Source organism: Paraburkholderia ultramafica, assembly GCF_902859915.1.
Taxonomy (GTDB): domain Bacteria; phylum Pseudomonadota; class Gammaproteobacteria; order Burkholderiales; family Burkholderiaceae; genus Paraburkholderia; species Paraburkholderia ultramafica.
In genome coordinates this window covers 192,085-206,776 of the sequence record NZ_CADIKK010000007.1, presented here as the reverse complement: position 1 = coordinate 206,776, position 14,692 = coordinate 192,085, and the positions used below count along the sequence as shown (strand labels likewise).

The window sequence follows — 14,692 nt, the reverse complement described above, 5'->3', positions numbered from 1 at the left end:
AGTTGTGAGCGACCAGTTGCAAAAATTCATGTTCAGCGCGGCGCCGGTGCGCGGCGAGATCGTTTCGCTGCGCAATACGTGGCAGGAAGTGCTGACGCGCCGTGATTATCCGGCGCCCGTGCGGACGATTCTGGGCGAAATGATGGCCGCGTGCGCGCTGCTGTCGGCGAACCTGAAGTTCAACGGCACGCTCGTCATGCAGATTTTCGGCGACGGGCCGATCAAGATGCTGGTGGTCCAGTGCAGCTCCGACCTGTCGATGCGCGCCACCGCCAAGCTGTCCTGCGACGCGGGCATGACGATCGACGACGCGACCTCGATGGTCGAGCTGTTGAACGCCAGCGGCCACGGCCGCTGCGTGATCACGCTCGACCCGGCCGACAAGCAGCCCGGCCAGCAGCCGTATCAAAGTATCGTGCCGCTGTCGGGCGTGAATGGTCCGCTCAAGTCGATGGCCGAAGTGCTTGAGCACTACATGCACCACTCGGAGCAGCTCGACACGCGCCTCTGGCTCGCGGCGAACACCGAGCGCGCGGTCGGCATGCTGCTGCAGAAGCTGCCGGGCGACGGCGGCATCGTCCCGCATCCGGGCGAGCTGGACGCGGATACGTGGGAGCGCGTCTGCACGCTGGGCGGCACCCTGTCGCAAGACGAGTTGCTGAAGGAAGAACCGGAAACGGTTTTCCGCCGCCTGTTCTGGCAGGAAAACGTCCAGCATTTCGAACCGGCCACCGCGCGTTTCGAGTGCACGTGCTCGCGTGAAAAAGTCGGCGGAATGCTGAAGATGCTGGGCCGCGAAGAAGTGGACGGGGTGGTCGAAGAACGCGGTCACGTCGAGATCCATTGCGAATTCTGCAATCAACGGTACGAATTCGATCCGGTCGACGTAGCGCAACTTTTTGTCGCCAGCGCACTCTCACAAGGCGTGACGCCGGCCGCTGACCAGCGGCATTGAAACGGCTGGACAGCGCGGGGCCGATGCAAGCTCCATCCCCGCGCAGCCGCGCTTCATTTCACTCGCACGACGGCAGTTACTACCGCGCTGCCCATTGCCCTCTTTCCGGCTCGGGCGGCGCGGCATCTTTGATCACATTGCGTTGAATCATTGGCGATGCACGCTGCGCATGGTTTGCTTAGGCGTCCGACCGATGGAGATCGAACATGAACTACCCTGTTTCGTTGATGCGTGATGCGCGCACGTTCGTTGTCCTGGCTATCGTCGTGAGCAGCGCAGTACTGACTGGCTGCGCGATGAACCCGCCGGGACCATCGCAGATTTTGAGCCGCCTGCCAGAGGATCAGTCAGGCGCGGTCAATCCCGCCCCGCCGCTTACGCCTGAAGAGCGCGCGCGCTATGACGCGATCGACCGTCAGGTCCTGTTCGAGCAGGATCAGTCGATTGCCGCCGAGAACGCTGCACAGGCATGGTCACGTTACTACTCGCCGCCCGTCAGAGTCTTTGGTGGCTATTCCACCGGTGGCTGGGGACGTGGTTGGGGGACGGGTATCGGCGTCGGTTTCGGCCCGACCTGGGGCTGGTAGGCCAGAGAGAGGATGCAGCTCAAGACGCGCCTTTTCTGCATCCTTCGAATCGAGTCAACGCCAACCGGCAAAGCTCAATGCGTCGTCTTGTTGTCCTTCGCAGCCTTACCGCCGTGCTTGCGATCCGGCTTCGCACGCGACTCCGGATTCGGCACCACATGCAGCGGCGCGGCCGACACCTCACCGCGCGTCGAGGTGGTCACCGAAGGCGCGTTCGCCGTCGGCAACGGTGCATTCGGCGACACGAACTGCACGAACACTTCAGCGTCCTTGACCATGCCCATTTCGTAGCGCGCCCTCTCCTCGACCGCGGCGGTGCCGTTCTGCAAGTCCTGCACTTCGCCCTGAATACGCTCGTTGCGCAACTTCGAATCGGCGTTCTTCTGCACTTGCTGCGCCAGTTGCTGCTGCAACTCGTGCACGCGCAACCAGCCACCATGGCCCCACCAGAGCGGGTACTGGATCAACGCCAGCAGAACGATCAGGACAGCAGTGACAAGCCGCATGAAGTAAGCGCAATAAATACGCGCCGCCCTGCGCTATACGCAGGGCGGCGAGGTCAATCAGAAACGAATGAGAACCGGCTCATCGGTCAGCGCCAGCAACATGGCCACAAATGGCCTTAGCGCAGATTGTAGAACGCCGACTTGCCCGGGTAGCTGGCGATATCACCGAGATCTTCTTCGATGCGCAGCAACTGGTTGTACTTCGAGATGCGGTCCGAACGCGACAGCGAACCCGTCTTGATCTGACCGGCGTTCAGGCCGACCGCGATATCCGCAATCGTCGAGTCTTCGGTTTCGCCCGAACGGTGCGAGATCACAGCCGTGTAGCCAGCGCGCTTGGCCATTTCGATTGCCGCGAAGGTTTCCGTCAGCGTGCCGATCTGGTTGATCTTGATCAGGATCGAGTTCGCGATGCCCTTCTCGATGCCTTCCTTCAGGATGCGCGTGTTGGTGACGAACAGGTCGTCGCCGACCAGCTGGACCTTCTTGCCGAGCTTGTCGGTCAGCGTCTTCCAGCCTGCCCAGTCGCTTTCGTGCATGCCATCTTCGATCGACACGATCGGAAACTTGTCGGCGAGGTTCGCCAGGTAGTCCGCGAATTCCGTCGACGACAGTTGCAGACCTTCGCCCGCCAGCTGGTACTTGCCGTCGTGGTAGAACTCGCTGGCCGCGCAGTCGAGCGCGAGCAGCACGTCTTCACCGGCGCGGTAGCCTGCTTTCTCGATTGCTTGCAGGATGGTCGACAGGCATTCGTCGTTGCTGCCGAAGTTCGGCGCGAAGCCGCCTTCGTCGCCCACTGCCGTGCTCATGCCGCGATCCGACAGGATCTTCTTCAGCGCGTGGAACACTTCGGCGCCGCAGCGCAGCGCTTCGCGGAAGGTCGGCTGGCTGACTGGCACGATCATGAATTCCTGGATGTCCAGGCTGTTGTTCGCATGCGCGCCGCCGTTGACGATGTTCATCATCGGCACCGGCAGTTGCATGGCGCCCGAGCCGCCGAAGTAGCGGTACAGCGGCAGGCCGGCTTCTTCAGCGGCAGCCTTCGCGACGGCCATCGACACGGCCAGCATCGCGTTCGCGCCAAGGCGCGACTTGTTGTCGGTGCCGTCGAGTTCCAGCAGGGTCTTGTCGAGGAAGGCCTGCTCGGAAGCGTCGAGGCCCATGATCGCTTCGGAGATCTCAGTATTGATGTGCTCGACAGCTTTCAGCACACCCTTGCCGCCGTAACGGCCGGTTTCGCCATCGCGCAGTTCGATTGCTTCACGCGAACCCGTCGACGCGCCCGACGGCACCGCCGCGCGGCCCATCGTGCCCGACTCGAGCAGCACGTCGCATTCGACGGTGGGGTTGCCTCGCGAATCGAGAATCTCTCGACCGATGATATCTACGATAGCACTCATGGTTTCCTCAAGAAATGACGTTGAATTCTTTACCGTGACACTGTACCCGGCGTGTCGATCCGGAGTTAGCGCTTTAGCGTTTATTCCGGTCTCATGCAGAGCACCGGCCTCCGCGACAGACAACTTGCGCGCCGATACGTTCGACGACCATTGCGTGCATTCGCCGCGCGCCGATGATTGTGTCCATTATGCAAGCCATTCGTGACACGCGGCGAACGCCTGACTCAGTTGAAATTGCTCTCGAGGAACGGCGCGCGCTTGACGGCCTGGTCTAGCGTCAACAGCGTCTCGAGCAGATCGGCCATGCGGTTGAGCGGCACGGCATTCGGGCCGTCCGATTTGGCCTGCGCCGGATTCGGATGCGTTTCCATGAAAAGGCCGGCGACACCCACCGCCACCGCGGCACGCGCCAGCACCGGCACGAATTCGCGCTGACCGCCCGAGCTCGTGCCCTGGCCGCCCGGCAACTGCACCGAGTGCGTGGCGTCGAACACGACCGGCGCGTTGGTTTCGCGCATGATCGCGAGCGAACGCATGTCCGACACGAGATTGTTATAGCCGAACGACACGCCGCGTTCGCACGCCATGAAGCGATCTTCCGACAGACCCGCTTCACGCGCCGCGTCGCGCGCCTTGTCGATCACGTTCTTCATGTCGTGCGGTGCGAGAAACTGGCCCTTCTTGATGTTGACCGGTTTGCCCGAACGCGCGCACGCATGAATGAAATCGGTTTGACGGCACAGGAAAGCGGGCGTTTGCAGCACGTCGACCACCGACGCGACCTGCTCGATCTCGTGCTCGGCGTGAACGTCGGTCAGCACCGGCAGACCGAGCTGACGCTTCACTTCCGACAGGATGCGCAAGCCTTCGTCCATGCCCAGACCGCGGAACGACTTGCCGCTGCTGCGATTGGCCTTGTCGTACGACGATTTGTAGATGAACGGAATGTTCAGCTTCGCGCAGATTTCCTTCAGGCGGCCGGCCGTGTCGATCGTCATCTGTTCGGATTCGACGACACAGGTGCCTGCGATCAGGAAAAACGGCTTGTCGAGCCCGATTTCGAAATCGCCCAGTTTCATGCTTTCTCCCCGACTTCGCTCGTCGCACGCGACTGCTGATGCGCGAGCGCCGCTTCGACGAACGACTTGAACAGCGGATGGCCGTCACGCGGCGTGGACGTGAATTCCGGGTGGAACTGCACGCCGACGAACCACGGGTGCATGCTGCGCGGCAATTCCATCATTTCCGGCAGATCTTCACTCGGGGTACGGGCGCTGATGATAAGGCCGCCGGCTTCGAGCTGGGGCACGAAGCGGTTATTGACCTCATAACGGTGGCGATGGCGCTCGTTCACATCCTTGCCGTAGATCTCTTCGGCCATCGTGCCGGGCTTGATCGGGCAACGTTGCGAACCGAGGCGCATCGTGCCGCCCAGATCCGATTCTTCCGTACGCTTTTCGACGCGGCCTTCGCGGTCGTACCACTCGGTGATCAGCGCGACCACGCGGTTTTCGGTTTCCTGATCGAACTCGGTGCTGTTCGCGTCCTTCAGGCCCACTACGTCGCGGGCGAATTCGATCACGGCCAGCTGCATGCCGAGGCAGATGCCCAGGTACGGCACCTTCGCTTCACGCGCATAGCGGATCGCGGCAATCTTGCCTTCGGTGCCGCGCCGGCCGAAGCCGCCCGGCACGAGCACGGCATCGAGATGCCGCAGGCTGTCGACGCCGTGCGTCTCGACTTCTTCCGAATCGATGTATTCGATGTTGACGCGGGTGGCCGTATGCATCGACGCATGGCGCAGCGCTTCGATCAGCGACTTGTACGACTCGGTCAGATCGACATACTTGCCGACCATGCCGATCGTCACTTCGTGCTTCGGATGCTGGAGCTTCTCGACGAGGTCGGACCACATCGACAGATCGGCGGGCTTCGGCGTGAGCTTGAGCTCTTCGCAGATGATCGCGTCCAGGTCCTGGTCGTGCAGCATCTGCGGAATCTTGTAGATGCTGTCCACGTCCCACACCGAGATCACGGCGTCTTCGGGCACGTTGGAGAACATCGAGATCTTCGCGCGCTCGTCGTCCGGAATGCGGCGGTCGGCACGGCACAGCAGCACATGCGGCGAGATGCCGATTTCGCGCAGCTTCTGCACGCTGTGCTGCGTCGGCTTGGTTTTGAGTTCGCCGGCGGTGGCGACCCAGGGCACCAGCGTCAGGTGCACGAAGCACGCGCTGTTGCGGCCCATGCGCAGGCTCATCTGACGCGCGGCCTCGAGGAACGGCAGCGATTCGATGTCGCCGACGGTACCACCCACTTCGACGATCGCGACATCCGGCTCGCCGCACGTCGCAGAGGCTGCGCCGCGTTCGATAAACGCCTGGATTTCGTTCGTGATGTGCGGGATGACCTGCACCGTCTTGCCGAGATAATCGCCGCGGCGTTCCTTGCGGATTACCGATTCGTAAATCTGGCCCGTGGTGAAGTTATTGGCCTTGCGCATCTTCGTGCTGATGAAGCGCTCATAGTGGCCGAGGTCGAGGTCAGTCTCTGCTCCATCTTCCGTCACGAACACTTCGCCGTGTTGGAACGGGCTCATCGTGCCGGGGTCGACGTTGATGTATGGATCGAGCTTGAGGAGGGTGACTTTAAGACCGCGCGATTCGAGGATCGCGGCGAGGGAAGCGGCGGCAATACCCTTGCCGAGGGAAGATACTACGCCGCCGGTGACGAAAACATATTTGGTCATCGCTGGATGCTCGCGGGAAAAACGGATTATACCGTAAAGCAGGGTCTCGACCCAGCAAAATCCGAGCGGCAACTGCACGCGCGCATGCCACGGCGGCGGCAATCACCGCGCGGCGCTCTGCCCGATGCACCGCCGCCCAGCGCGGCGTTAAGCGCGCCGCTCCAGCTCGCGCAACATCCGCTGCACCGCGCGCGCGGTTTCGAGCGGCTTTTCCATCGGATAAAGATGGCTGCCCTCGATCCATTCCAGATGCCCGCCGGTTGCGCGGCGGGTGGCGTCGAGACCAGCCTGGCGGATTTCCTTCGAGCGCGTGCCGGCGATGAACCCGACCGGCACCGGTGCGCCACGCGCGAGCCGGGCGCCGAGCGTGTGCGGCAAGGTCCGGTAGATCTGATACTCGGTGCGGCGGTCGAAGGCCAGCGAGCGAGCGCCGTCGGGCGAAGTCTGCGGTATGCCGAAGTCGATGTAGTCGGACAGCATGCGCTCGTCCCAGCGCGCGAACGCCGGCTTCGAATGAAAGTGGCGCCACGCTTCGTCGCGGCTCGCCCAGTGAGTGCGACGCGTGCGCGTGGCGGCCGCGGGCGACAGACGCTCGTCGAGCCCGGTCCATTGCGACACGCGCAGCATGCTGCTGCGCCAGCCGGCGATCACCGGCGAATCGAGCATCACCACGCCCCTCACCCACTGCGGCTTCTTCAGCGCGGCCATCAGCGACAGATAACCGCCGAGCGAATGCCCCACCAGCCACACCGGCTGCTCGTACGAGCGGCCGATGTCGTCGAGCAACTGCTCGACCAGATGCGGCCAGTCCTGCGTTACCGGGAAGCACGCGTCGTGACCGATCCGCTCGATGGAGCGCAGTTCATAGTCGTCGGCGAGTTCGGCGAAGATCGTCCGGTAGGTCGACGCCGGGAAGCCGTTCGCGTGCGAGAAATGAATGATGTTTTTCAACTGCGGCTATCTCCGTTCTGTTTTTGCGTGCGGGCTTTCGCGTGCATTTTTTCGTGAGCGCTGCCTGTATGCCCTCGTGCAGCGACTGTGGCCCGGCGACGCATTTCTTCTAACTGTGCGGCCGGCGGTTCATCGATCCAGCCATCAGCGATCCATCCAGTAGCGCCGCTGCGTTTCGCGATAGCGTTCGAGCGTCAGCGCCGCGCCTTGCGTATCCGGGCTCGCCTCGACGCGCATCGCGCCGTCCGTATCGCTGCGTCCGAGCTCAATATGGCGCGCGTTGTAGCGCTCGAACACCCCCGCATCCGGATGATGAAAGCGGTTGCGATAGCCTACCTGAAATAACGCGATGGACGGATCGATAGAGTCGAGGAACGGCTCGGTCGACGAGCTCTTGCTGCCGTGATGCGGCACGACCAGCACCTGCGCGCGCAACGCGCCGCGATCGCGCGCGAGCAGCACGCGTTCGGTGGGTGCCTCGATGTCCGCGGTCAGCAACGCGGCGACGCGCGGCGGTGCCGTTTGAATGCGTCCCGCAGCGAGGCTCGCGGCGGTTGGCAACGTGCTGACCCGCAACACGCAGCAATGCGCATTCGATTTGCCTTGCAGCGGTCCGGCATCCGGCCACAGCATCGCAAACTCGACGCCGTCCCACTGCCAACGCTGCCCCGCCGCGCATGGCAGCGTAGCCGCGCCGTGTTGCCTCGCGCTCGACCACAGCGCGTTGTCCGGCGCCAGCGCGGCCAGCATCTGATGAACTTCGATCGCTTCGAACACGGCGGGCGCACCGCCCGAATGATCGGAATCGGCATGACTGACAATCAGCGTGTCGAGCGCCGTCACGCCATGCGCCTGTAAGAACGGCACGACCACCCGCTCGCCCGCATGGGTCGATTCCGGTCCCGGCCCGGCATCGAACAGCAATGCGTGATGCGCCGTTTCGACCAGCACCGACGTGCCTTGACCGACATCCAGCGCCGTCAGACGGAAACTGCCGGACGGCGGCCCGGGCGAGGCCGGCATCAGGAGCGGCAACCACGTGAGCGGCGCGGCCCAGCGCAGCGGCCAGCCACGCGGCGCGAGACACCAGAACACGCCGAGCGCCGCCGCTGCCAGCGCCCACGCATCCGGTTGCGGCAGCCACCAGAGCGCCCAGCCAGGCCCGGATAACCTGTGCAAGCCCGCGGCAAGCAGATCGAGCAACGCATGCGCGGTGTGGAATGCCCAGGCATCGAACGGCGCGGGCAATGCGACGCCTGCCAGCACGGCCGGCGTGACCAGCAGGCTCACCCATGGAATCGCGAACGCATTCGCCAGCGGACCGATCAGTGGAATCTGCGCGAACCAGTAGACGGTCAGTGGCGCGAGCGCGAGCGTCACCGCGATCTGCACGTGGGCGGCGCTATGCAGTCGTTCGCCGAATGAGCGCATGCGCCGACCTGGAGCGGCGCGCAGACCCGGAAATTTGCCCGGTGCGTTGCCACCCTTGCTCTTGCTCTCGCCCCCACTGTTACCGTTACCGTTGCCCTCGCCCTCTCCGTTGCCGTCGCTGTTGCCGTCGCTGTCGTCATCGTCATCGCCGGGTTGCCGCCGATCCCGCAATCGGGGCCGCCCCGACACCGCGAACAGAATCGCCGCCACCGCGCAGAACGACAGCCAGAACCCCGCCGACACCACCGCCCACGGATCGATCAGCAGCACGAGTCCCAGCGCCCACGCCAGCACCGCCGAGCGCGCGAGATTGCGCCCGCTGACAAACGCCAGCGCGACGACACCCGCCATCCACAGCGCGCGTTGCGCCGGCACATTGAAGCCGGCCAGCGTGGCATGCAGCGCGGCGAACCCGGCGCCGCCCGTCACCGCGACGATTTGCGCAGGCAGCCGCAGCGGCCAGTTGCGGCCGATCCACGCGGAACGCCGCCACACCGCGCCCGCGAGCCAGCCGGCCAGGCCCGCGACGAAGCCGATATGCAAGCCCGAAATCGCCACCAGATGACTCGTGCCGGTGCCGCGCATCAGCAGCCAGTCGGCAGCGCTGACTTCGTCCTGCGCGCCGATGGCCAACGCCACGACGATCCCGCGATGCGGAGCATCGGCGAGCACCGCATCGATCCGTGCGCGCAGCGCGGCGCGCCAGCGGTCCACGATTACGCTCAGGCCGCGCGCCCGTCCCGGCAAGCGCACGGCGTGGGCAGGCGCACTCACGTAGCCGGTCGCCCGCACGTTGCGCGCCAGCAGGTTCGCTTCGGCATCGCGCACGCCGAAGTTCGCGTTGCCATGCGGCCGTTTGAGCCGCACGGTCAGGCGCCAGCGCTCGCCCGGTTCGAGCGGCGGCGCCGGGGCGTCGTCGGCGATCCACGAAAGTTGAATCACGCACGGGAAATTGGCGACGGGCGCGGCAACCGGCGCGGCAACCGGCGCGTCGGCCGCATCAACTTCGAACAGGAAACGCGTGCCGTTTTCGTCCCGTGACGGCAAGCCCTTGATGCTGCCGACGACATCGAGATCACGGCCTTCCCACGCGTGCGGCAAGCTCGCCGCGAGGCGCATTTCCGCGCGCACCGCCGCATAGCCGAAGCCCACGCACACCGCTGCGCACCACACCGCACTCCAGCCGGCGAACAACCGCAAACGCGGCTTGATCCGTAACTGGCTGAGGCCCGTCCCACCACGCAACCCCCAAACCGCCACAACAACCGCCGCCAACCCAAGCGCCACCAATCCGCACCACCCGACCCACTCCGGCAACGCCGCCTGACTTTGCAGCCAGATCACGCCCAACGCAAACCCGCACCACCCTGCCCGCATTCGCCCTCCGTCCAGCAAGCGCCGAACCACGCAACACCCGGCAAACAGGCGTCAGCAAGCCCGCCGGGCGTGGGTTTCGCCCGGCGCGAACCACTCAGACCAACGAGATCGATTATGCAGAGGAAAGGGCGAGTCGCGGCAGCGCGGCGAGCGCGTTAGCCGTTGTGCCTAGGGCGGTCGCGTCGGCGCTCATGCCGCGCAACTGCGCGAGGCCCGCGCCGATGCCCGGAATCTGCTCCGGCGAGTTGCGCTGCCTGTACATCCACGCAGGCGCGATGTCCGGCGCATCGGTTTCGACGACCAGCGCGTCGAACGGCAACTGCTCGGCAAGACGGCGGATTTGCCGCGCACGCTCGAACGTCAGATTGCCGCCAAAGCCGAGGTGCATGCCCTGGTCGATATAAGCCTGGGCTTGCTGGAAACTGCCGTTGAACGCGTGCGCGATGCCGCGATGGATCTGATGCCGCCGCAGTCCTTTGAGCACCTGATCCTGCGATTTGCGCACGTGGCAAATCACCGGCAGGTCGAATTCGCGCGCGAGTTGCAGTTGACCGTTGTAGAAGAACTGCTGGCGCGCATCGTCGAGGCCGTCGACGAAATAGTCGAGCCCGATCTCGCCAACGCCGACAAACCGCGGATCGCCGAGACTCGCCTCGATCTCCATGCGCAGCAAGTCGAGATCACGCTCGTCGGCGCCCGGCGTGAACAGCGGATGAATGCCGAGCGCATACGCGCCGCCGTCGACCCGATGCGCGAGCTCACGCACCGCCGTGAAATTCTGGCGGCCGATCGCCGGAATCACGATCCGCCCGACGCCCGCGCTGCGCGCCGCCGCCGCGACCGCGTCGCGGTCGGCGTCGAATTCCGAAGCGTCGAGATGACAGTGCGTATCGATCCACATGACGAATCTCGCGAGGCTAGCGGCGCGGCGTCGAGCCGCGTCGGCCGGCCATCAGACCGGCACCGGCGGCTCTTCGTGCAGCACGCCGTCGCGCAGCCGCATGATGCGGTCGCAGCGGCCGGCCAGTTCCGGATCGTGCGTGACGATCACGAAGCTCGTGTCCATCGTTTGCGACAGTTCGAGCATCAGGTTGAATACCGTGTCGGCGGTGCCGCCGTCGAGATTGCCGGTCGGCTCGTCGGCCAGCACGCAGGCGGGCTTCGTGACCAGCGCCCGCGCGATCGCCACGCGCTGACGCTCGCCGCCCGACAACTCGCCCGGCCGATGTTTCGCGCGATGCCCCATGCCGACCCGCTCCAGCACCAGGAGCGCTTCACGGCGCGCGGCTTCGGTCGTCATGCGGCGAATCCGCAACGGCATCGCGACGTTGTCGAGCGCGGTGAACTCCGGCAGCAGATGGTGAAACTGATACACGAAACCCAGCGCGCGATTGCGCAGGTCGTTGCGTTCACGCTCGGAGAGCTGCGTGAACGGCTTGCCCAGCACCGACACATGCCCGGCGCTCGGATCGTCGAGGCCGCCGAGCACGTGCAACAGCGTGCTCTTGCCGGAGCCCGACGCGCCGACGATCGCCAGTTTCTCGCCGCGCCGCACGCTCAGTTGTGTGCTGTTGAGCACCGGCACATTCAGACCGCCTTGCACGAACGATTTGGAAATGCCGGTTGCTTCGAGCACGTACGGATGCTGCTCGGTGTCCTGAGTGGCCATGGATAAATTAGCGGAACGGTCATTCATAACGCAGCGCCTCCGCGGGACGGACTTTCGCACCACGCCAGCTCGGGTAAAGGGTCGCCACCGCCGACATCAGGAACGCGATGACGCCGATCCGCGCGACGTCGCCCGGAACCAGCTCGGACGGCAGTTCGCTGATGAAGTACACCGACGGCGGCAGGAACTGCACGCCGAGCAGATGCTCGATCATCGGCACGAGCCACGGAATGCTCCACGCGATCAGACAGCCGAGCGCGACGCCGGTCGCGGTGCCGATAAAGCCGATCGTCACGCCCTGCACGACGAAGATCTTCATGATCGAGCCGGGCTGCGCGCCGAGCGTGCGCAGAATCGCGATGTCGGCCTGCTTGTTGGTCACCGTCATCACCAGCGACGACACCAGATTGAACGCGGCCACCGCGATGATCAGCGTGAGGATGATGAACATCATGCGTTTTTCGATCTGCACCGCGGAGAACCAGGTCTTGTTCTGCTGCGTCCAGTCGCGGATATACAGGTCGCCCGACAGGCTGCGCGCGAGCTGATGCGCGACTTCCGGCGCGCGCTGCATGTCGGTCAGGCGCAGCCGTACGCCGGTCGGCGCGGGCAGCCGGAACAGCGCCTGCGCGTCCTTGATGTTGATCAGCGCGAGCGTGCTGTCGTACTCGTAATGTCCCGACTCGAAGATGCCCACCACCGTGAACTGCTTCAGGCGCGGCAGCATGCCGGCGGGCGTGATCGTGCCTTCGGGCGCGACCAGCGTGATCTTGTCGTTGAGCTGCACGCCGAGATTGGTGGCGAGGTCCGCGCCGAGCACGATGCCGAAGTCGCCCGGCACGAGGTCGGTCAGCTTGCCGCCTTTCATTTCCTTGCCGATGTCGGACACTTCCGGTTCGAGCGTCGGTTCGACGCCGCGCAGCGCGACGCCGCTCACCGCGTCCTGGCGCGTGAGCAGCGCCTGCGCTTCGACATAGGGCGCCGCGCCGATCACTTCCTTGTTCTGGCGGGCTTCCTTCGCGGTCAGTTGCCAGTCGGGCATCGACCCGGTCGGCGAAAAGATTTCGACGTGCGCGAGCACCGACAGCATCCGGTCGCGCACCTCTTTCTGAAAACCGTTCATCACGGACAGCACGACGATCAGCGCCGCGACGCCGAGCGCGATGCCCGACATCGACACCAGCGCGATGAACGAAATGAAGCCGTTACCGGTCGTGCGTTTGCCGGCGCGCGTGTAGCGCCAGCCAATCTGCCATTCGTAGGGAAATTTCAAGCGAATCCTTTTCTGCGTTCTTCGGCTTTGTGCTGTGCACGAAAAGCGTCCAGCACCTGCCGTGCGGCCCGAGCGTCGTGATCGTTGGTGTCGCGGCGACGCGGATGGTTCCGGTGCCGCGCCGTGTTGCAGCAAGGCGTGCGCCACTTCGATCCGCCATGCGCTGGAACAGCGCCGCCGCCGATCAAGCGCGAAGTTTGCCATACAATGCCGGCGGCTCGCGCAAAGGCCGTATGGACCGGGCCGGCGGCGCCGCTAACGCAGGTTATACCGCCCGCGCAACTCGTTGATAATCGCTGCGGCGGCGCTGCTCGCCACATCGCGCACATCCGCGTCCTTGCGGTCGCGGTGCAGATGGGTGATGTCCCAGTTGCAACCGTCCTCATCCTCGACGGTCTCGTGAAAACCGGTCGGAATCCAGCCGGCCGTGGCCGGGTTCGCATCGAGCGCCTTCACGACCAGTTCGAGCAGTTCCCGCTCGGTTTTGAGTTCACGCGACATGCCGGCCTCCATGGTGATGTGCGCGGTGCCGCCGCGCGCGGCTGCTGCAACGTCCGGACGGCGCGCGGCCAACCGATGGGCCAGGCGCCGCCGCGGTTCGTCGAGCGGGAAGCTGATGGTCGGAATACTCGCACTCTTTGCCCTACAATGCGCAGCATCATGCTCGCCAACCGTCTCCATCTGCTCCTGCCCTTCGCGCTGCCCGCCGCAGCGGACGCCTCCACCGCCCTCCACGACATCCAGAGTCCGGCCCTCGACCGGCTGATCGCGCGCGCGACGCTGGTCGAACGGGTGATCGGCGAGGATTTTCAGCGCACTCTGCCGCACGAGCGCTGGGTGGCCCGGCAGTTCGGCGCGCTGCCGAGCGGCGCGGCGGCCGCCGACGAAGCGCCGCTCGCCCCATACATGCTGCGCGCCGACGGCGGCGAACCCGGCAACGCGACGTGGGCCTGCGTGCAGCCAGTCCACGTGCGTATCGCGCACGATCATCTGGTGCTGATCGATCCCGCGTCGCTCGAACTGTCCGACGACGAAGCCCGCGCGCTGCTTGCGGTCGCCCGCCCGCTGATCGAGGAACTCGGCGTGCGCATCGAGGCACCGAGGCCCACGCGCTGGTATCTGTCGAGCGACGGCTTCGGCACGCTGGCGGGCGCGTCGCCGTTGCGCGCGAGCGGCCGCAACATTGAAATCTGGCTGCCGCATGAAGCGCATTCCGGCGAGCGTTCGCGCGCGTGGATGAAGCTGCAGAACGAAGTGCAGATGGCCTGGTTCGAACATCCGGTCAATGAAGCGCGCGAGGCGCGCGGCCTGCCGGCCGTCAACTCGATCTGGTTTCACGCGCAAGGCGCGGCGCAGCCGGTGCGCAGCCCGTTCGCGCGCGTGTTTTCCGACGCCGCCGCGACGCGTGGGCTCGCGATGACCGCCGGCGTCGAGACTGGCGCGCCGCCGGCATCGTTCGGCGCGCTGTCCAGCGGTGCTGGCGGTGCCGGCGGAAATTCAACCGCGGCGGCACGTGCCAACCCGAACAGCGCCACCAACAGCACGCTGGTCGAACTCGACCCGTTCTCCGCACCCTATATCGAACAGGACTGGGCACGCTGGAACGACGCGTTCGCGGCCGTGCAAACGGACTGGTTCGAGCCCGCGCTGGCGGCGCTGCAATCCGGCCAGTTCGGCGAACTCGGCCTGACCCTTTGCGGCGACACCGGCTTGGTCACACTCACGGTCACGCGCGGCGACCTGCGCAAATTCTGGCGACGGCGCGTGCTCGCCTCGCTCTTCATCGAATGATTT

13 protein-coding genes are annotated in these 14,692 nt (G+C 65.1%); 3 read left to right on the top strand and 10 right to left on the bottom strand.

What is annotated here, in order from left to right:
- Positions 1–4: 4 nt before the first annotated feature.
- On the top strand, positions 5–955 hold the full coding sequence (gene hslO / locus HV744_RS10140) for an Hsp33 family molecular chaperone HslO (RefSeq protein WP_175149374.1): 951 nt from the start codon (positions 5–7) through the stop codon (positions 953–955).
- 206 nt (positions 956–1,161) lie between these two features.
- Positions 1,162–1,542 (top strand): hypothetical protein, encoded by a 381-nt coding sequence (locus HV744_RS10135; RefSeq protein ID WP_175149373.1) that lies wholly within the window; start codon positions 1,162–1,164, stop codon positions 1,540–1,542.
- A 74-nt stretch (positions 1,543–1,616) separates the two neighbouring features.
- Here HV744_RS10135 and ftsB read toward each other — a convergent pair whose 3' ends face one another.
- The 10 genes from ftsB to HV744_RS10085 all read right to left on the bottom strand — a co-directional run bounded on the left by ftsB (position 1,617) and on the right by HV744_RS10085 (position 13,579).
- Positions 1,617–2,048 carry a cell division protein FtsB gene (gene ftsB / locus HV744_RS10130; protein ID WP_175149372.1) on the bottom strand — a complete coding sequence of 144 codons (432 nt, stop codon included), beginning with the start codon at positions 2,046–2,048 and terminating at the stop codon, positions 1,617–1,619.
- Between the two features lie 116 nt (positions 2,049–2,164).
- The gene (eno, locus tag HV744_RS10125) at positions 2,165–3,448 is read right to left on the bottom strand and encodes a phosphopyruvate hydratase (protein WP_012433549.1); all 1,284 of its coding nucleotides are present in this window, start codon (positions 3,446–3,448) and stop codon (positions 2,165–2,167) included.
- 224 nt (positions 3,449–3,672) lie between these two features.
- Positions 3,673–4,527 carry a 3-deoxy-8-phosphooctulonate synthase gene (gene kdsA / locus HV744_RS10120; RefSeq protein ID WP_175149371.1) on the bottom strand — a complete coding sequence of 285 codons (855 nt, stop codon included), beginning with the start codon at positions 4,525–4,527 and terminating at the stop codon, positions 3,673–3,675.
- On the bottom strand, positions 4,524–6,197 hold the full coding sequence (gene pyrG, locus HV744_RS10115) for a CTP synthase (RefSeq protein ID WP_175149370.1): 1,674 nt from the start codon (positions 6,195–6,197) through the stop codon (positions 4,524–4,526). Before pyrG ends, kdsA begins: the two co-directional genes overlap by 4 nt.
- Before the next feature lie 147 nt (positions 6,198–6,344).
- Positions 6,345–7,148, bottom strand: coding sequence for an alpha/beta fold hydrolase (locus HV744_RS10110; RefSeq protein WP_175149369.1), 804 nt, complete (start codon positions 7,146–7,148; stop codon positions 6,345–6,347).
- Positions 7,149–7,292: 144 nt separating this feature from the next.
- Complete coding sequence (locus tag HV744_RS10105; RefSeq protein ID WP_175149368.1) at positions 7,293–9,956, bottom strand: DNA internalization-related competence protein ComEC/Rec2; 2,664 nt, start codon at positions 9,954–9,956, stop codon at positions 7,293–7,295.
- Between the two features lie 112 nt (positions 9,957–10,068).
- Positions 10,069–10,857, bottom strand: coding sequence for a TatD family hydrolase (locus HV744_RS10100; protein WP_175149367.1), 789 nt, complete (start codon positions 10,855–10,857; stop codon positions 10,069–10,071).
- 51 nt (positions 10,858–10,908) lie between these two features.
- Positions 10,909–11,652, bottom strand: a complete 744-nt coding sequence (gene lolD, locus HV744_RS10095; RefSeq protein ID WP_175149366.1) for a lipoprotein-releasing ABC transporter ATP-binding protein LolD — start codon at positions 11,650–11,652, stop codon at positions 10,909–10,911.
- Positions 11,645–12,898: a lipoprotein-releasing ABC transporter permease subunit gene (locus HV744_RS10090; protein WP_175149365.1), complete on the bottom strand. Its 1,254-nt coding sequence runs from the start codon at positions 12,896–12,898 to the stop codon at positions 11,645–11,647. The genes lolD and HV744_RS10090 overlap by 8 nt, the downstream gene beginning before the upstream one ends.
- Before the next feature lie 255 nt (positions 12,899–13,153).
- Positions 13,154–13,579 (bottom strand): hypothetical protein, encoded by a 426-nt coding sequence (locus tag HV744_RS10085; RefSeq protein ID WP_175149364.1) that lies wholly within the window; start codon positions 13,577–13,579, stop codon positions 13,154–13,156.
- Between HV744_RS10085 and HV744_RS10080 the strand changes: the two genes are divergently transcribed.
- The gene (locus tag HV744_RS10080; RefSeq protein ID WP_175149363.1) at positions 13,547–14,689 is read left to right on the top strand and encodes a regulator; all 1,143 of its coding nucleotides are present in this window, start codon (positions 13,547–13,549) and stop codon (positions 14,687–14,689) included. The two genes, HV744_RS10085 and HV744_RS10080, sit on opposite strands and share 33 nt — an antisense overlap.
- Positions 14,690–14,692: the final 3 nt, after the last annotated feature.

What these genes read in the sequence shown, in the direction of transcription:
- HV744_RS10100 (WP_175149367.1), bottom strand. Translation starts at nt 10,857, where the DNA reads ATGTGGATCGATACGCACTGTCATCTCGACGCTTCGGAATTCGACGCC.
- eno (WP_012433549.1), bottom strand. Translation starts at nt 3,448, where the DNA reads ATGAGTGCTATCGTAGATATCATCGGTCGAGAGATTCTCGATTCGCGA.
- HV744_RS10085 (WP_175149364.1), bottom strand. Translation starts at nt 13,579, where the DNA reads ATGGAGACGGTTGGCGAGCATGATGCTGCGCATTGTAGGGCAAAGAGT.
- HV744_RS10105 (WP_175149368.1), bottom strand. Translation starts at nt 9,956, where the DNA reads ATGCGGGCAGGGTGGTGCGGGTTTGCGTTGGGCGTGATCTGGCTGCAA.
- HV744_RS10135 (WP_175149373.1), top strand. Translation starts at nt 1,162, where the DNA reads ATGAACTACCCTGTTTCGTTGATGCGTGATGCGCGCACGTTCGTTGTC.
- ftsB (WP_175149372.1), bottom strand. Translation starts at nt 2,048, where the DNA reads ATGCGGCTTGTCACTGCTGTCCTGATCGTTCTGCTGGCGTTGATCCAG.
- kdsA (WP_175149371.1), bottom strand. Translation starts at nt 4,527, where the DNA reads ATGAAACTGGGCGATTTCGAAATCGGGCTCGACAAGCCGTTTTTCCTG.
- pyrG (WP_175149370.1), bottom strand. Translation starts at nt 6,197, where the DNA reads ATGACCAAATATGTTTTCGTCACCGGCGGCGTAGTATCTTCCCTCGGC.
- HV744_RS10080 (WP_175149363.1), top strand. Translation starts at nt 13,547, where the DNA reads ATGCGCAGCATCATGCTCGCCAACCGTCTCCATCTGCTCCTGCCCTTC.
- lolD (WP_175149366.1), bottom strand. Translation starts at nt 11,652, where the DNA reads ATGAATGACCGTTCCGCTAATTTATCCATGGCCACTCAGGACACCGAG.